We start from the raw sequence: 17,008 nt of genomic DNA, 5'->3' as shown, positions 1-17,008 counted from the left end.
CCTTCCAGCGTCGCGCTGAGCGCGGTTCGCGCAAGCGAACCAAGTCGGAGCGTGCCGTGCCTGTCGCTACGCCGCCGATGCGTCCAGTGCCCGCTGGAAAACCGCGCGCATGTCATCGCTGAAGCAGCACAAGATCACGTCCGATGAATCATCGCCGGCAAGCTCGACGCGCAACGTGGTCACGGCCAACTGGGCGGCTCTTGCCGGCGGGTAGCCGTAAATGCCGCAACTGATCGCGGGAAACGCGATCGTGCCCAGTCGCTGTTCGCGCAGCAGGCCCAGCGTGTTGCGATAGCAACTCGCAAGCAGCTGCGCTTCACCCGAAGTGCCGCCGTGCCAGACCGGTCCCACCGTATGGATGACATGGCGCGCGGGCAGCGCGAAACCTGGCGTGATGCGCGCCTCGCCGGTCGGACAACGCACGCCCGGCGATGATTCGGGAAGCGCCCGGCAGGCTTCCAGCAGGCGGGGACCGGCTGCGCGATGGATGGCGCCGTCCACGCCACCGCCGCCGAGCAGGCTCGGGTTGGCCGCGTTGACGATGGCGTCCACGCGCAGTCTGGTGATGTCGGCGGTGATGATCTTCAGGGGCATGGCTTCGCGAAGAGTGGCGTCCTATGCTTCGGACAGGCATCCAGTGGGGAGGTGGCAACGGGTCATGGCGAAAACGGAAGACATTTCCTTCGGCTACCTGCTCGGCGATGTGACCTTGCTGTTCCGCAAGCATTTCGATCGGCGCGCGGTGAAGTTCGGCCTGACCCGCGCGCAATGGCGCGCAACCAAGATGTTGTACCACCGCGAAGGCTTGCGGCAAACCGAGCTGGCAGAGTTTCTGGAGATGGAACCGATCGCGGTGGGCCGGGTAATCGACAGGTTGCAGGCGGCGGGGTTCGTCGAACGCCGGCCAGACCCGAAGGATCGTCGTGCGTGGCGGTTGTACACCACCGAGCAGGCGCAGGTGATCGTGGGCGACATGGAGCTGATCGCGCGCGATCTGCGCAAGGACGCCACGCGCGGCATCGATCACGATGAACTGCAGCAGGCCTTGGCGGTGATCAGCCGGATCAAGGACAACCTGCTCGCACTGGAACAGGACGACGGCACGCCCTGAGTTTCGCGCACGCGCGCCTGACCGGTGGCGCTGTCCGGGAACATCGGGGCCGGCACGCGCGGCAGGGCGTCGACCGCCACTGCAGGAAGGTCCGCCTGATGGCGTTGTGCGCATCGCAGGTGCTCAAGCCGCGCCTGACGCGGGCGATCTGCATCTCCATGAGCCGTTGCAGCAATGCTTCGACCGTGTCGGCAAGGCTGTCGCGACTTGTGGTGCTCGGCGCGAGGCGGCTAGGCTGGCTCCTTCGTCACTGCAGGAGTGGACATGCGCCAGCCGACATCGATCATCAGTGTCTTCATGGCTGTCCTTGGTGTGGCCGTAGGCGCCACCGCCTGCGCCAACGCGCCCGCATCTGCACCTGCACAGATGGACGCCGCGGCGCTGCGCGCCTATGCCGCCAAGCCATGGGACAAGGTGGCGTTGATGAACACCACGGTCGAGCTGGGGCGCTACCGCGACGTACCGGTGGTGGCCGAGTTCCCCTGTTCGGACGTCTGCCCGAATTACACCGTGCGCATCATCCATTACCGCCTGCCGGCGGGCGCCAGTTGCGCCAGTGTCGGCGGCGTCGAGAAGCGCGTGCTGGTACCGGTGGCGATCACCGTGCTGCCGAAGATGTTCTGCATCCCTCAACCACTGGTGGCATCGGGGCAGTACTACGCGCGTTGAGGCTGCCTTGAAATGAAGAAGGCGGCCATTCGACCGCCTTCTTCATTTCAAGCGCGGAGAAGGCGCTACTCGCCGGCACCATCGTGCGCGAACGCGCCCGGCGCCGAACCGAAATCGCCATCGGCCTGGGCGGCCATGTACGAGAACGCGGCGTACACCGCCACGTTCTGGGCCAGTTCCTTCGGGTCGATCTTGTCCAGTGTGTCGTTGGCGGTGTGGTGCCAGTCGAAGTAGTGCGTGCCGTCCTGAGTCAGCGACAGCGCGGCCATGCCCTTGCCGTGCATCTGCGACAGATCCGAGCCGCCGCCGCCGGGCTTCTTCGCGTCGTACGCCACGCCGATCGGCCGCAGCACCCTGGCGATCTGTGCGATCGCGCCGCGCGCTTCAGGCTTGACGCTGGCGCTCATGCGCCAGACCGGGCCGGCGCCGAAATCCGATTCGGTGCCGAGCTGGAACTTCGCCACTTCACCAGCGTGCTTGTCGGCATATGCGCGACCGCCCCATAGGCCCATCTCTTCGTTGGCGAAGGCGATTACCCGGATCGTGCGGTCGGGCCGCTGCGGCAGATCGTGGATCAGCTTGCCGGCCGCCATCGCGATCGCCACGCCGGCGCCGTCATCGATCGCACCGGTGCCCGGGTCCCATGAATCCAGGTGACCGCCGATCGCCACCACCTGGTCGGGGTGCTTGCGGCCGGTGATCTCGCCGATCACGTTGGCGCCGGTGTATTCACCGACCACGCCGCAATCCAGGTCCAGCTTCAGGGTGACCGGCTTGCCATGGGCCAGCACGCGCTCAAGCTGGTCGGCATCGAGATTGGACAAGGCTGCGGCGGGGATCGCCTTGGCCTGGTCGCGGAAGCCGGTGACGCCGGTGTGGGCGATGCGGTCATGCGCATCGGTGCCGGCCGAGCGCAGCAGATAGCCGGCCGCGCCCTTGGCGGCGGCGATCGGCGGGCCGGCGGTGCGCACGGCCGAGCCCATGCCGTAGTAGTGGCCGTCTTTCGCGCGCTGCATGCGGTAACCGATGTAGACGATCTTGCCTTTCACGGTGGCCGGATCGGCTGCCTTGAGTGCGTCCAGGCTGTCGAACTTCACCACCTCGGCAGTGAGCCCGCCCTTCGGCGTACCCGGCGAATAACCCAGCGCGCTCAGCACCAGCGGCTGCGCGAACGGACCCACGATGGACGCGCGTTCGCTGCGGCGCTCCCACAACGGATAGGTCACCGCCTCCGTGTAGACCTTGTCGTAGCCGAGCGCCTTGAACTTCGCCACCGCCCAGTCGCGGGCGCGCTGGTCGGCATCGCTGCCGGCCATGCGCGGTCCGACCTCGGTGGTCAGGGATTCGACGATGCGATAGCCGGTATCGTCGTGCATCGCCTTGTCGCGCAACTGTGTAGCCGTCTTTACGGCCGTTGCAGGTATCGTGGTGTCGGCGGCGCTGGCGATGCCGCTGGCCAGCGCCAGGCTGGCGGCGAGCAGGGTGAGGGGAAGACGGCGCATCGGGAACTCCGCGGTGGAAACCCCGATTATGGCGTGGTTACCGGGTAACGCTTAGGCCAGAAGTCATGGATGCGACACGGGGAATGCGGGTCGGGGCAGGAAACCGGAGCAGCGGCGAGTTCCCCGCTTTCCGTGCCTACGGCTGCCTGTTCTTCAGCAGATCGCGGATTTCGGTGAGCAGGACCACGTCAGCCGGTGGTTCGGTGGGCGCTTGTTCCTGCTTGCGGCTGAGCCGGTTGATCCCCTTGACCACCATGAAGATGGCGAACGCGATGATGAGGAACTGGATCAACGTGTTGATGAAGGCGCCGTACTGGATCGCGACTTCGGCGATCTTGTGGGCCGGATTGGTGGCGTCGGCCGGCCGCAGCACCCACTTCAGGTCGCTGAAATCGATGCCGCCCGTCAGCCAGCCGATCGGCGGCATGATGATCTGGTCGACCAGCGAGGTGACGATCTTGCCGAACGCGCCACCGATGACGACGCCGACCGCCAGGTCGATGACGTTCCCGCGCATCGCGAAAGCCTTGAATTCGCTGAGCATGCTCATGCTGCTGTACTCCTTCAGTTGGACCGGATGGCGGCCCCCGACTGTACCGCGCGACCGCGTCATCGCACAGGGGGCGGCGCGTTGCCGCGTGCGGCTCAGACGATGCGGCCATCCAGTTCGGCAATGCCAACCAGCTCGGCGTGAAAGCGGTCTCCACGCTGCAACGCGGCCACGCCCGCCGGAGTGCCGGTGAAGATCAGGTCGCCGGCTTTCAGCTCGAACAGTTTCGACAGCTCCGCCAGGATCCGCGGCACGCCATGCACCATGTCGCCCAGGCGGGTTTGCTGGCGCAGCTCGCCGTTCACGCTCAACCGCAGCAGGCTGTCGGCATCCAGCGCTGCCGCTGCGGCCGGACGCAGCGCGGAGACTGGCGCGGAATGGTCGAACGCCTTGGCGACGTCCCAGGGGTGTCCCTTGGCCTTCGCCAGCGCCTGCAGATCGCGTCGCGTCAGGTCCAGCCCCACGCCGTAGCCCCAGACCAGTGCGGCACCCTGTTCGGGTGTGAGATCGCGGCCCCCGGCGCCCAGCGCCACCACCATCTCCACTTCGTGATGCAGGTCGCTGGTGGCCTGCGGGTACGGCACGTCGGCGCCATCGCTGACTACCGCGTCGGCCGGCTTGCAGAAAAACATCGGTGCGGCGGTGTCCACGCTGGCGCCCATCTCGCGCGCATGCTCCGCGTAGTTGCGGCCGATGCAGAACACCCGGCGGATCGGGAAACGCTGATCGCTGCCGATGATCGGCAGGCTGGGCTGGGCGGGTGGTGCGATGGCGTAGGTCATGCCGGCAAGCGTAGCAAAGTGGGGACGTCCGGGCGCGGGGTCGCGAGGTGGCCGCCGCGGTGCGCGGAAGGTTACTCTTTGCGCAGCGCCGTTGGCCGCGCGGAAATTGACCGGGTGACACCTGTCATCGACGATGGCTGATGCTGCGCCCTGATCGCGCCGCGGCCGATCCATCAATCTTGCATGTATCAAGAAGCCGGCATGCCGGACGGGGAAAACGAGTGGACAACGCCGAACTGTTGAAGGAACTGCGCATCGAGCGCCACCAGCGCGAGGATCATGACGGCGGCTCGGGACGCTGGCCGTGGATCGTCGGCGCAGTGGTGGTGCTGCTGGTATTGCTCGGTGGCGCGGGCTGGATGCTGCTCGGCCATCGGGCGGTGGCGGTGCAGACCGCGACCGCCATTGCGCCGTCGTCCAGCAGCGGAGCCGGCGCGGTGCTGCAGGCGACCGGTTATGTCACGGCGCGGCGGCAGGCGACGGTATCGGCGCAGATTACCGGCACGCTCACCGACGTCCTGATCGAAGAGGGCGATCACGTCAAGCAGGGACAGGTGCTGGCGCGGCTGGACGACAGCGGCTACAAGGCCAACCTCGCGGCGGCGAAGGCGCAGGCCGACGCGGCACATGCCTTGCTGGCGCAGAACCGGGTGCAGCTGGCGCAGAGCCTCCATGACGCCGCGCGACTGCAGTCGCTGGCGGCCCGCGGGCTGGTGTCGAAGCAGAGCGCCGAACAGGCGCAGACCCAGGTCAACAGCTTGCGCGCCCAGCTGGGTGCCCAGCAGCAGCAAGCCAAGTCGGCCGATGCCCAGGCCGAGGTGGCGAAGGTGAATTTCGACTATACCGTGGTGCGCGCGCCGTTCGGCGGCGTGGTCACCACCAAGGACGCCCAGGTGGGTGAGATCATTTCGCCGTTGTCTGCCGGCGGCGGTTTCACCCGCACCGGCGTGGGCACCATCGTCGACATGGATTCGCTCGAAATCGACGTTGACGTCAACGAGGCCTATATCGGCCGGGTGAAGCCGGGCATGTCGGCCGAGGCCGTACTGGACGCCTATCCCGACTGGAGGATCCCTGCCCACGTGGTCGCCATCGTGCCTACCGCCGACCGCGGCAAGGCCACCATCAAGGTGCGCGTGGCGTTGGAAAAAAAGGATGCGCGCGTGGTGCCCGACATGGGCGCGCGAGTATCGTTCCTGGAAGAGCAGCAGGGCGCCACGGCGCCGCCTCCGCAAGGCGTGCTGGTACCGGCCGCGGCAATCGCGCAGCGTGACGGCCGCAGCGTAGTCTTCGTGCTCGATGGCGGCGCAGTGCGGCAACGCACGGTGAGCCCGGCAGCGCAGGCCTATGGCGAGTTGCGTTTGCTGCCGACCTCGGTGAAGCCGGGTGACAGCGTGGTGGTATCGCCGCCGGCGGAGCTGCAGGACGGTTCGGCCGTCCAGATGAAGAAACCGTAGTTCGTTCGACAACCCCGTGCAGGAGCCCGTTCGCAGGGTCCCTGCAAGAAAATCCCTGTTCATTGGAGATCCACCATGGGCACGCTGATCGAGATCAATGACCTTGCCAAGACCTATACGCGCGGCAAGCAGAAAGTCGAAGTACTTCACCACGTCAACCTGGACATCGCCCAAGGCGATTTCCTCGCGCTGATGGGGCCCTCCGGTTCGGGCAAGACCACTCTGCTGAATCTGATCGGCGGGCTCGACACGCCCAGCGCCGGCAGCATCAGCGTGGGCGGTCAGCGCATCGACCAGCTCGGTGGCGGCGCGCTGGCCAAGTGGCGGGCGTCGAACGTGGGCTTCATCTTCCAGTTCTACAACCTGATGCCGATGCTGTCGGCCCAGCGCAATGTCGAACTGCCGCTGCTGCTGACGAAGCTGTCGGCGTCACAACGCAAGAAGAACGCGGCCATCGCGTTGCAACTGGTCGGCCTGTCCGATCGCGCCAGCCACAAGCCGAGCGAGTTGTCCGGCGGCCAGCAGCAGCGCGTGGCGATAGCGCGCGCCATCGTGTCCGACCCCGCCCTGCTGGTTTGCGACGAACCGACCGGCGATCTCGATCGACAGTCGGCCGAAGACGTGCTGGGCCTGCTGCAGCTGCTCAACCGCGATCACGGCAAGACCATCGTGATGGTCACCCACGATCCTAAGGCGGCCGAATACGCCAGCCACACGCTGCATCTGGACAAGGGCACCCTGGTCGAACAGGCAACGGCGTGAGGACACAACGATGAAATATCTTCATCTGATCTGGGCGGCGCTGTTCCGGCGCAAGACCCGCACGATACTCACGCTGGTGTCGATCATCGCTGCGTTCCTGCTGTTCGGCATGCTCGATGCGGTACGCACCGGCTTCGACCAGGCCGGCAACAGCGCCAATGGCGCCGAGCGGCTGCAGACCGGCTCCCGGCTTTCGTTCATCCAGACCCTGCCGCAATCGCTGGAGGCGCAGATTGCGCAGGTGCCCGGCGTGAAGATGGTCACCTACGCGAACTGGTTCGGCGGCGCCTACCAGGACCCGCACAACCAGGTCTTCAGCTTCGCGGTGGAACCGAATTACCTCGACCTCTACCCGGAGATGGAAGTGAGCCCGGCCGAGCGCAAGGCATTCGACACCACCCGCACCGGTGCGCTGGTCGGCGAGAAACTGGCCCAGCGGTTCCACTGGAAGGTCGGCGACAAGATCCCGATGCAGTCGACGATCTTCCCCAACCATGAAGGCAGCAAGAACTGGACGTTCGACATCGTCGGCATCCTGCACTCGAAGGACAAGAAGTCCGGCGGTTTCTACGACCAGATGTTCCTGCTGAACTGGAAGTACTTCGACGAGACCACGCCGTACAACCGCGGCCAGGTGGGTTGGTACGTCACGCGCGTCACCGATGTGAACCAGGCCGACCGGGTGGCCAAGGCGATCGATGCCATCTCGGCCAATTCGGATCACGAGACCCGCACGCAGACCGAGGCCGCGGCCACCGCCAGCTGGATGAAGCAGCTGGCGGATATCGGCCTTATCGTCACCTCGATCATGGGCGCGGTGTTCTTCACCCTGCTGCTGTTGTCGGGCAACACGATGATGCAGGCCGTGCGCGAACGCACCTCCGAGCTGGCGGTGCTGAAGACGATCGGCTTCTCCAGCCACAGCGTGCTGGCGATGGTGCTGGCCGAGTCGGTGCTGCTGTTGCTGCTCGGCGGTGTGCTGGGTCTCGCGCTGGCGATGCTGGTGGTTGGCGGCGTGCATTCGGCGATGGGTGGTGCGATCCCCATGGCGCCGGTGGATGCCGGTATCTGGTTGCATGGCTTGCTGTTGATGATCGCCGCCGGCCTGCTGGTCGGTGCTTTGCCTGCGGTGCGCGCGATGCGTCTGAACATCGTCGACGCACTGGCCGGGCGCTGAGGAGAACGACCATGTTCCTGCATTCCCTGATGTTGTTTTTCTCGGCGCTCACCGTGCTGTCGCTGGCGCTGCTCGCCGTGTGGATGCTGCTCGCCCGCCAGGGCCGGCAGGCCATCTCGGTCACCGCGGTCGGCATCAGCACGCTGCGGCAAAGGCTCGGCATGTCATCGGTGATCGTGATCGGCATTGCCGGCGTGGTGGCGGTGCTGGTGGCGTTGCTTGCGATGAGCGACGGCTACCGCGAGACGCTGAGCAAGACCGGCAGCGCCGACACCGCCATCGTGATGCGCGGCGCCTCTGCCTCCGAGGTGATGTCCGTGCTCGACCACGACAGCGTGACCTTGATCCCGCAGACCGCGGGCATCGCCAAGGACGCCAAGGGCCAGCCGATTGCCTCGCCCGAGCTGGTGGTGGCCGCGAACCTGCCGATCAAGGGCGGCCAGCCGGGCGACGAAGGCAGTGTCCAGTTGCGCGGCGTCAGCGATCAGGCCTGGGCGGTACGGCCGAACCTGAAGATCGTCGAAGGCCGCAAGTTCACTCCCGGCATGCGCGAGCTGATCGTCGGCAAGGGCGCGGCGCGGCAGTTCGCCGGGCTGGAACCGGGCCACGAGATCCGTCTCGGCAGCCAGCTGTGGACGGTCGTGGGTGTGTTCGCTTCCGGCGACTCCATGGATTCGGAAGTCTGGGGCGATGCCGGCGTGGTGGCCGACACCTACCGCCGCGGCAGCAGCCGCGCATCGGTCACCGTGAAGCTGGCCGATCCCGCCGCGTTCGATGCCTTCAAGGCCACGCTGGAATCCAATCCGCAGCTGAAGGTCGACGTCAGCACCACGCTCGACTATTTCAGCAAGCAGTCCGAAGGCATGAGCACCTTCCTCACCATCATCGGCATCGTGGTCGGCTCGATCATGGCGATCGGTGCGATCTTCGGCGCGCTCAACTGCATGTTCGCCGCGGTCGCGGCCCGCGCACGCGAGATCGCCACCTTGCGCGCGATCGGTTTCCGCGGGCTGCCTGTGGTAGTGGCGGTGATGCTGGAAACCATGCTGCTGGCCCTGGCCGGCGGCCTGATCGGCGGGCTGCTGGCGTGGCTGGTGTTCAATGGCTACAGCGCGTCCACGCTCGCCGCGGGGTCGGTCGGCAAGTTGAGCTTCGAGCTGCGGGTTTCCGCCCAGCTGCTGTGGGTCGGCCTGCTGTGGGCGCTCACGATCGGCTTCATCGGCGGGCTGTTCCCCGCCGTGCGCGCGGCACGGCTGCCGGTGACCACGGCGTTGCGCGAACTGTGATGGCGATCGGCGGGAGCGCATCGTGCGCTCCCGCCCAGGCATCTATGGCATCGCCGGCGGCACGTAGTCCAGGGTCATGCCGAGCAGCCACAGCAGGCCCAGCACCAGCGGCACGTGCACCAGCAGCTGCAGGAAGGTATAGCCGACCACGTCGCGCGCCTTCAGTCCCAGCACGCCCAGCAGCGGCAGCATCCAGAACGGGTTGATCAGGTTCGGCAGCGCCTCGGCCGCGTTGTACACCTGCACCGCCCAGCCCAGATGCACGTGCAGGTCATTCGCCGCCTGCATCACGTACGGCGCCTCGACCAGCCACTTGCCGCCGCCGGACGGCACGAAAAAGCCCAGCACTGCCGAGTACGCGCCCATCACCGCGGGGAAGCTGTCAGGGGTGGCAACATGCACGAACAGGTTCGACAGCCGGTGCGCCAGGGTCACGCCGCCGGCGCCGGGCACCTGGGTGAGCAGGGCGGCGATGCCGCCGTACAGCGGGAACTGGATCAGCACGCCGGACGTGCTCGGTACCGCGCGGCTCACCGCATCGAGGAAACTGCGCGGACGCCAGTGCAGCAGGATGCCCAGCGTGAGGAACAGGAAGTTGTAGGTGTTGAGGCTGGCGATCGCGCTGATCGCCGGCTTGCTGGCGAACTCGTGGCCGAGCCAGCCCAGCCCGAGCAGGCCGATGGCCAGCGACAGCAGCGGGCTGTATTCCAGCCACTCGCCAGGCCGCGTGCGCGGCGGCAGTACCGGCGTCGACGTCTCGCCTGCGTCGAAATCCTGCGCGGTGCGTGCGTTCGCGTCCGATGGTGCGGTGTACCAGCAGATCAGCAGCGAGGCCACGATCAGCACCACGGTCAGCACGATCGACTGCCACAGGAAGATCGTCTCGCTGAAGGGCAGTACGCCGGTGATCGCCAGCAGCCCCGGCGGCATGCTGGCCGGATTTGCCTGCAGTTGTGCCGCCGACGAGGAAAGACCCATCGCCCAGATCGCGCCGAGGCCGAGGTAGGCGGCGGCACCGGCCGCACGGTAATCCATGCGCAGGTCGGTGCGTTGTGCCAGCGCGCGCACCAGCAAGCCACCGAACACCAGCGAGAAGCCCCAGCTCAGCAGCGACGCCAGCATGCTGACCAGCGCCACGTAGACGATCGCGCCGCGGCCGGTGCGCGGTGCGCGCGCCAGCACGCCGATGAAGCGTGCAACCACCGGCGCAGTCGCCAGCACGTAGCCGCCGATCACCACGAACGCCATCTGCATGGTGAACGGGATCAGGCTCCAGAAGCCATCACCGAATGCATGCACCGCTGCCGTGGGCGTGGCCCCGAAAGCGAATGCCGCCAATGTCACCACCACCACGCCGAGCGCAGCGAATACCCAGGCATCGGGAAACCAGCGCTCGGCCCAATCTGCGCTGCGCAAGGCTGCGCGCGCCAACCATCCGTCTCGCGGTGCGTTCATGCATCCTCCATCAGTGCTCGGCACATCGTCGCGCGGCGATGGCGGCGCGGCAAGCCGACCATGGCGGCCGGATGCTGCGGCCTTTTCGCCCGCCTTCCCCGGTCCAGACCAGCTTACGGCGAGCGGAGCGCGTCCGTCGGCCGAACAGCCCGATGGCCGGGCGCCGATCAGGAGGCCGTGGAGGTCTTCCGCTTCTGCTGCTTGGCCAGCGTGATCACCGCCACGCCGAACAGGATGATGGCCATGCCGGTGAGATCGTACGGGCCGACATGTTCGCCGGCCAGCAGCACGCCGAACAGCACGGCCACCGGCGGGTTCACGTAGGCGTAGCTGGTGGCCAGCGCCGGTCGGGCGTGCTTGAGCACATACAGGTAAGCGCTGAAAGCGATGATCGATCCGAACACCGCCAGATAGGCCACGGCGACCGTGGCGCGCATCGTGGGATGCGAGGGCAGGTGCTCGCCCGTGGCGAAGCCGACCAGCAGCAAGGCCACGCTGGCGCACAGCATCTGGGCGGCGGTGTTCATTGGCCCCGGCGGCATTTCGCGGCGGCGGCTCCAGGCCGAACCGAACGCCCAGCACATCGCCGCGACCAGCAAGGCGAGCGCACCGAGGCGCGAACCGGACAGGCTGCTGCCAAGGTTCAGCACGATCACGCCCGCAAAGCCGATGGCGAGGCCGATGCTTTCGCGCCGGCTCGGCCACTCGCCGTACATCCCCGAAAACAGCGCGGCAAACAGCGGCATGCTGGCCACCGCCACGGCGGCAATGCCCGAGCTCACCCGCTCTTCGGCGAAACACACCAGGCCGTTGCCCAGGCCGAGCAAAAGCATGCCGGTGAACGCCGCATTGCGCCATTGCAGCGGGGTCGGCGGTGCCAGCCCGCGCCAGCGAAGGAACCCGTAAAACGCCGCGCCGGCGCACAGGAACCGCAGGCCCGCGAGCAGGAACGGCGGGTAGCTTTCCAGCGCGAAGCGAATACCCAGATAGGTCGAGCCCCAGATCACATACAACGCGAGGAGCGCCAGCGGAATCAGCAAGCGGTGATCGGTCAGGCTGCGCGGGGCTTCAGCCGCGATGCCGCCAGAGGAATCGGACATGAGGAGGGATCAGGAAAGGGGACGGGGCATTATCCGCGAGCCGGCGGGCCTTGTCCTCAGCAAGTGCGATCAGTGCGGAACCTGGCGGCCTTGCCGCACCACCACGAACTCGCCTTCGAGCACGGCCGGCTGATGCTGGGCGGCAGGTGCGGCGGACGTCACCGGCGTGCGGCTGTGTTTCCACTGGCGCAAGGCCAGCACGATGGCGCCGCCGACCAGCAACACGCCTGCTACTGCCAGTCCGAAGACCAGCAGCAGGCCGACCAACGCCACGCCAAGCAGCAGCGACAGGGCACGAGCCAGCGGATGACGGGAACGGCGCATGGAAGGCATGAAGAAGTACATGTGTTAAAAATCCGTATGGTAAAATCAACGACTTACGCGACAACCATGGGGCCGATCGGCCCGCGAGGCAAGTGCCGATGGATACAGCTCCACCGCCCGAATCCGCTCCGCCGGCGCTGTGCCGGCTGGACGAGATTCCCGACGGCGGCGCCACCGCGGTCGATGCCGTACTCGCCGACGGCGCGGAAAGCCTGATCCTGTTGCGCCACGGCGAGCAGGTGCACGCCTACCTCAACATCTGCCCGCACGCCGGCCGTCGACTCGACTACGCGCCGGGCAAGTTCCTGCTGAAGAACGGTACGCTGATCTGCGCCGTGCACGGCGCCACCTTCAACCAGGCCGACGGTCTGTGCATCGCCGGGCCGTGCCGCGGCGAGCATCTTCGTGCGGTCGAGGTACGGGTGCGGCACGGCGCGGTCCGGCTGCCGGACGACGCCTGAGTCGCCTTAAAGGCGACCGCCGGCGACGTCCCGCTGCAGCATGTTCTTGATGTCGAATACGGCGCAGGCTTCGCGCCCGAACTGCCGGATCGCCTCGCTGCCCAGGTCGGCAAAGCGCTGGTGGGCCACGGCGAGCACGATCGCGTCGTAGACGCCGTGGTCGACTTGCGCGATGGGCGTTATGCCGAGCTTGTGAGTGGCTTCATCGGCATCGGCCCAGGGATCGTGGACGTCGACCTGGGCGTGCGCGGCCTGCAGTTCCCGCACGATCTCCACCACCCGCGTATTGCGCAAGTCGGGGCAATCCTCCTTGAAGGTCAGGCCCAATACGAGGATGCGCGAACCGATCACATGAATGCGCTGGTTCGCCATCAGGCGGATCACCTGATGCGCCACATACAGGCCCATGCGGCTGTTGATGCGCCGAGCGGCAAGGATCAGCTCCGGGTGATAACCCAGCACGGTGGCCTTGTGCGTGAGGTAATACGGATCGACGCCGATGCAGTGGCCGCCGACCAGGCCCGGCTTGAACGGCAGGAAATTCCATTTGGTGCCGGCGGCGGCGAGCACGTCGTGGGTGTCGATGCCCATGGCGTTGAAGATCATCGCCAGTTCATTGACGAGCGCTATGTTGACGTCGCGCTGGGTGTTCTCGATGACCTTGGCTGCCTCGGCCACCTTGATGCTGGGTGCCTTGTGGGTGCCTGCCGTGATGATCCGCCGGTACAGCGCGTCGACGAAATCGGCGGTTGCGGGCGTGGAGCCGGAGGTGATCTTGGTGATCGTCGGCAGCCGGTGCTGGCGGTCGCCGGGATTGATGCGTTCCGGGCTGTAGCCGCAATAGAAATCCTGGTTGAAACGCAAGCCGGAAACCCGTTCCAGCACCGGCACGCAGATTTCCTCGGTGGTACCGGGATAGACCGTGGATTCGTAGATCACGATGTCGCCGCGCTTGAGTACCGTGCCGATGCTGGCGCTGGCGCTTTCCAGCGGGGTCAGATCAGGCCGGTTCGCCTCGTCAACGGGGGTCGGCACGGTGACGATGAAGACGTTGCAGCCGGCCAGTTCACCGATGTCGGTGCTGAAGCGCAGGTGGCCGGCGGCGGCGAGTTCTTCAGACGCGGTTTCACGGGTGTGGTCATGGCCGGCGCGCAATTCATCGACGCGGGCGCCGTGGATATCGAAACCCACCGTGTCGAAGTGCTTGCCGAATTCCACGGCCAACGGCAGGCCCACGTAACCGAGGCCGACGATTGCAATTCTGGTGGACGCCAACGAGGGGTTCTGCATGAGCCTGTGTGTACCTTGCCGCGAGCAGCGGCCAGTCTAGCGGGCTTGCGGGTTGCCTATAGGGTAAGCGGCTTCATGGCGGCTGCGCGGGTCAGCGGAACATCAGATTGATCGCGAGCAGGGTGACCACCAGCACCAAGGCGGTCAGTGGCAGGCCCACGCGCAGAAAATCCTTGCCTCTGTAACCGCCCGGACCGGTGATCATCATCAGTGCCGGGTGCCCCGAACTGAGCAGGAACGTATTGGACGAGGATACTGCGACGACCAGCGCGTAGGCCGATGGATTGCCGCCGGTGGCCACCGCCACGCTGATCGCGACCGGCACCATCATCACGGTGGCGCCGACGTTCGACATGACCTGCGAGAACAGCAGGGTGAGCACGGCCAGGCACACCTGCAACACCCACGGGGCGGCGCCGCCGAGATGCTGCAGCACCTCCTGGGCGATCCATGCGGCGGTGCCGGTGGCGTCCATGGACCAGCCCAGCGGAATCAGACAGGCGATCACGAAGACGGTCTTCCAGTTCACCGCCCGGTACGCCTCGTCCATGTTCAATACGCCGGACAACAGCATGGCGATGGCGCCGGCCATCATCGAGATCGACAGGTCCAGATTGGTGAACAGGGCCAGCCCCTGGGCCATCAGGAAAAAGCCCACCGCCTGCCAGATCTTGCCGGGGCGTTGCTCGTCCTTGGGGATGTCGGTGACGACGACCAGATCCTTGTCTTCCGCGGCCAGCGCCAGATCGCGCCAATTGCTGTGCAGCACCACCGTATCGCCCGCACGCAGGCTTACCCCGCGCACGTCATCGCGAAATACCTGGTCGCCGCGCGTCACCGCCAGCACGGAGATGCCGAAGCGCTTGCGCAGCCGAAGCTCCTTCACCGTCTGCTTGATGAAACGCGAGCTCGGCGGAATCACCACTTCGGAAATGCCGGCGCGGGTGGGATTGAACAGCTCGCCGAGCTGACGCATCCGCGGCGACAACCGGCACAGCTGATTGTTGGCAAACTGGTTCAACTGATCGCGCGGCCCCAGTACACCGAGGATGGAACCGACCCAGATCACGTGGTCCGCGGGCGGCGCCATGCGCGCGTCGTTGCCGCTCTTGATCGCCAGGATCAGCGGTGCCTCATGCAACTGTTCCACCTCGCCGATGCTCATGCCGACCAGCGGGCTTTCCGCCGTGACGGTGAGCTCGGCCGTCTCGCCGCCGATGCCGTAAGTCTCCGCGAAATAGCTTTCGGTGCGGCCCGGCGTCACCTTCAGTCGTTCGTCCTCGTGTCCGGGCAACAGCTTGCGACCGAAGAAGTAGAAGTACGCGATGCCGACGAGGGCCAGCGCCAGGCCCACCGGCGTCACGCTGAACAGCCCGAACTTCGGGATCGTGTGTGCGCCCGGCAACAGGTTGGCGTTCGCGCTGGCGATCAGGTCGTTCAGCACGATCAGCGACGAGTTCGCGATCAGGGTGGTGTTGGTGGCGGCCAGGATGCAGAACGCCATCGGCAGCAGCAGGCGGGAGAGCGGCACGCCGGTGCGTGCCGAGAGCCGGCTGCTGACCGGGATCATCAGCGCCGCCAGCGCCTGGCTGGGGATCACGGAACTGAACGCACTGGCAACCATGTTGATCACCAGGCTCAGACGCGATTCCGCGCCGCGCGACATGCGGACCACGAAGTGCGCGGTGAGGTTGAGCACGCCCGCCCGATCCAGCCCGGCGCCCATGATCATGATCGCGATGATGGCGATCACCGCGTTGCCGGCGAAGCCGTTGAACACGCGATCGGGCGGCAGCAACCCGGTCAGCCCGATCACCACCACCACCAGCAATGCGACCATGTCGGCGCGGATCCACTCCAGCACCAGCATCAGCATGGTGAAGCCCACCAGCCCGAGTACCAGGATCATTTCGGGAGTGAGCGAGAGACCCACTAGCCGATATCCCGCAAGGGCAGCTGGCGATGATGGCTACGGCGGGGCAGTGGAAGCTTCACGCTGCGACGATTCGTCCCTGTGTGCGGATGAGCGTGAGTATAAGCGGCGCAGCAGGGCTGCTGGTGAACCGGAAGCCAAGAGCGAGAGATCACCCCAATCCTTCCCGGCGCCGGGAGGGACCCAGGGACGCCGCGTTCCGCGTCCCCCTGCTGGCCGGGCAGGAGGGCGCGTCGACAATTGGACGGCCATCCATGCCGCGCCAGCTTCCGTTGGCCGGTTGCATGGCGGATTTCGTCTGCGCGGCTGACGGTCGGGTTGGATGGGGCCGCATGGCCGTGCTGCGGCTCCGGACCGATGTCGTGCTGTCGCGCACGGATCATGCGGCGGGGGAAATATCCGATGTCGTCAAACCTTCCGATACAACATGTCCCACACGCCATGCCCCAGCTTCAGCCCGCGACGCTCGAAGTGGGTCTCGATGCGCCATGCGGGTTTGTCGGCGTACTGGCCTGGGCCGAGTTGGTTGCGCCAGCCCGGTGCGGCATCCATCACGTCGAGCATGTGTTCGGCGTAGGCCTGCCAATCGGTGGCCAGGTGCAACAAACCGTCGGGCGCCATGCGCGAAGCCAGCAACGCAGCGAACGAGGGCTGGATCAGCCGGCGTTTGTTGTGGCGCTTCTTGTGCCATGGATCGGGAAACCAGATGCGCACTTCCGCCAGCGAGCCGGGGGCGATCTCGTGCTCGAGCACTTCCACGGCATCATGCTTGTACAAGCGCACGTTGCCGGCATCGCGCGCGGCGAGCGCGTTCATCAGGCGACCCACGCCCGGGCCATGCACTTCGACGCCAATGAAGTTGCGCGTCAGGTCGTGCTCGCTGGCCCAGGCCAGCGCTTCGCCATTGCCGAATCCGATCTCCAAGACCAGCGGAGCGTGCCGATCGAAGCTCGTGCTGAAGTCGCGCGGCGCACCGCGGTAGTCGAGCCCGAAGCGCGGCCACAATGTGTCGAATGCACGCTGCTGCGCCGGCGTCATGCGGCCTTCACGCAGCACGAAGCTGCGGATGCGGCGCAGGTAGGCCGGCGCGGTATCGTCGTGTTCGGAGTTGTCGGTATCGGGCATGCGCGCATTGTAGCGGCTGGCGCC

At 66.4% G+C, this 17,008-nt stretch carries 17 protein-coding genes; 7 read left to right on the top strand and 10 right to left on the bottom strand.

From position 1 onward, the window contains the following. Nucleotides 1-66: 66 nt before the first annotated feature. Nucleotides 67-594: an O-acetyl-ADP-ribose deacetylase gene (locus ACFPME_RS12375; RefSeq protein WP_377305730.1), complete on the bottom strand. Its 528-nt coding sequence runs from the start codon at nucleotides 592-594 to the stop codon at nucleotides 67-69. A gap of 64 nt (nucleotides 595-658) precedes the next feature. Here ACFPME_RS12375 and ACFPME_RS12370 point away from each other — a divergent pair, with 64 nt between their 5' ends. After that, nucleotides 659-1,111: a MarR family winged helix-turn-helix transcriptional regulator gene (locus tag ACFPME_RS12370; RefSeq protein ID WP_377305727.1), complete on the top strand. Its 453-nt coding sequence runs from the start codon at nucleotides 659-661 to the stop codon at nucleotides 1,109-1,111. Between the two features lie 264 nt (nucleotides 1,112-1,375). After that, nucleotides 1,376-1,780 (top strand): hypothetical protein, encoded by a 405-nt coding sequence (locus ACFPME_RS12365; protein WP_377305725.1) that lies wholly within the window; start codon nucleotides 1,376-1,378, stop codon nucleotides 1,778-1,780. Between the two features lie 65 nt (nucleotides 1,781-1,845). On the opposite strand, the gene ACFPME_RS12360 is transcribed toward ACFPME_RS12365, so the two are convergent. The 3 genes from ACFPME_RS12360 to ACFPME_RS12350 form a co-directional block, all read right to left on the bottom strand. After that, nucleotides 1,846-3,282 carry a M20/M25/M40 family metallo-hydrolase gene (locus ACFPME_RS12360; RefSeq protein ID WP_377305723.1) on the bottom strand — a complete coding sequence of 479 codons (1,437 nt, stop codon included), beginning with the start codon at nucleotides 3,280-3,282 and terminating at the stop codon, nucleotides 1,846-1,848. A 136-nt stretch (nucleotides 3,283-3,418) separates the two neighbouring features. After that, nucleotides 3,419-3,832, bottom strand: coding sequence for a large-conductance mechanosensitive channel protein MscL (mscL, locus tag ACFPME_RS12355; protein WP_377305721.1), 414 nt, complete (start codon nucleotides 3,830-3,832; stop codon nucleotides 3,419-3,421). Nucleotides 3,833-3,927: 95 nt separating this feature from the next. Beyond that, entirely contained in the window at nucleotides 3,928-4,614 is a 687-nt protein-coding gene (locus ACFPME_RS12350) for a fumarylacetoacetate hydrolase family protein (RefSeq protein WP_377305719.1), read from the bottom strand. A 221-nt stretch (nucleotides 4,615-4,835) separates the two neighbouring features. On the opposite strand from ACFPME_RS12350, the gene ACFPME_RS12345 reads away from it, so the two are divergent. The 4 genes from ACFPME_RS12345 (at nucleotide 4,836) to ACFPME_RS12330 (ending at nucleotide 9,296) form a co-directional block, all read left to right on the top strand. Then, nucleotides 4,836-6,071 carry an efflux RND transporter periplasmic adaptor subunit gene (locus tag ACFPME_RS12345; RefSeq protein ID WP_377305717.1) on the top strand — a complete coding sequence of 412 codons (1,236 nt, stop codon included), beginning with the start codon at nucleotides 4,836-4,838 and terminating at the stop codon, nucleotides 6,069-6,071. 75 nt (nucleotides 6,072-6,146) lie between these two features. Continuing rightward, entirely contained in the window at nucleotides 6,147-6,833 is a 687-nt protein-coding gene (locus ACFPME_RS12340) for an ABC transporter ATP-binding protein (RefSeq protein WP_377305715.1), read from the top strand. 10 nt (nucleotides 6,834-6,843) lie between these two features. Then, a complete protein-coding gene (locus tag ACFPME_RS12335) occupies nucleotides 6,844-8,010 on the top strand; it encodes an ABC transporter permease (protein ID WP_377305712.1) in 1,167 nt (388 codons plus the stop codon). Between the two features lie 11 nt (nucleotides 8,011-8,021). After that, nucleotides 8,022-9,296, top strand: coding sequence for an ABC transporter permease (locus tag ACFPME_RS12330; protein ID WP_377305710.1), 1,275 nt, complete (start codon nucleotides 8,022-8,024; stop codon nucleotides 9,294-9,296). A 42-nt stretch (nucleotides 9,297-9,338) separates the two neighbouring features. On the opposite strand, the gene ACFPME_RS12325 is transcribed toward ACFPME_RS12330, so the two are convergent. The 3 genes from ACFPME_RS12325 to ACFPME_RS12315 all read right to left on the bottom strand — a co-directional run bounded on the left by ACFPME_RS12325 (nucleotide 9,339) and on the right by ACFPME_RS12315 (nucleotide 12,196). Beyond that, entirely contained in the window at nucleotides 9,339-10,751 is a 1,413-nt protein-coding gene (locus ACFPME_RS12325; protein WP_377305708.1) for a short-chain fatty acid transporter, read from the bottom strand. A 167-nt stretch (nucleotides 10,752-10,918) separates the two neighbouring features. Continuing rightward, the gene (yedA, locus tag ACFPME_RS12320) at nucleotides 10,919-11,851 is read right to left on the bottom strand and encodes a drug/metabolite exporter YedA (RefSeq protein WP_377305706.1); all 933 of its coding nucleotides are present in this window, start codon (nucleotides 11,849-11,851) and stop codon (nucleotides 10,919-10,921) included. Nucleotides 11,852-11,920: 69 nt separating this feature from the next. Continuing rightward, nucleotides 11,921-12,196, bottom strand: coding sequence for a hypothetical protein (locus tag ACFPME_RS12315; protein ID WP_377305704.1), 276 nt, complete (start codon nucleotides 12,194-12,196; stop codon nucleotides 11,921-11,923). Nucleotides 12,197-12,273: 77 nt separating this feature from the next. Between ACFPME_RS12315 and ACFPME_RS12310 the strand changes: the two genes are divergently transcribed. Continuing rightward, nucleotides 12,274-12,636 (top strand): Rieske (2Fe-2S) protein, encoded by a 363-nt coding sequence (locus ACFPME_RS12310; RefSeq protein WP_377305702.1) that lies wholly within the window; start codon nucleotides 12,274-12,276, stop codon nucleotides 12,634-12,636. 6 nt (nucleotides 12,637-12,642) lie between these two features. Here the strand turns inward: ACFPME_RS12310 and tviB are convergent, their stop codons facing one another. The 3 genes from tviB to trmB all read right to left on the bottom strand — a co-directional run bounded on the left by tviB (nucleotide 12,643) and on the right by trmB (nucleotide 16,984). Beyond that, entirely contained in the window at nucleotides 12,643-13,926 is a 1,284-nt protein-coding gene (gene tviB / locus ACFPME_RS12305; protein WP_377305700.1) for a Vi polysaccharide biosynthesis UDP-N-acetylglucosamine C-6 dehydrogenase TviB, read from the bottom strand. 91 nt (nucleotides 13,927-14,017) lie between these two features. Continuing rightward, nucleotides 14,018-15,835, bottom strand: a complete 1,818-nt coding sequence (locus tag ACFPME_RS12300) for an SLC13 family permease (protein WP_377305849.1) — start codon at nucleotides 15,833-15,835, stop codon at nucleotides 14,018-14,020. Between the two features lie 432 nt (nucleotides 15,836-16,267). Next, nucleotides 16,268-16,984, bottom strand: a complete 717-nt coding sequence (gene trmB, locus ACFPME_RS12295; RefSeq protein WP_377305698.1) for a tRNA (guanosine(46)-N7)-methyltransferase TrmB — start codon at nucleotides 16,982-16,984, stop codon at nucleotides 16,268-16,270. Nucleotides 16,985-17,008 lie beyond the last annotated feature (24 nt).

The organism is Rhodanobacter umsongensis, from assembly GCF_042654965.1.
Classification (GTDB): domain Bacteria; phylum Pseudomonadota; class Gammaproteobacteria; order Xanthomonadales; family Rhodanobacteraceae; genus Rhodanobacter; species Rhodanobacter umsongensis.
This window is presented reverse-complemented; position numbering and strand designations above follow the sequence as displayed.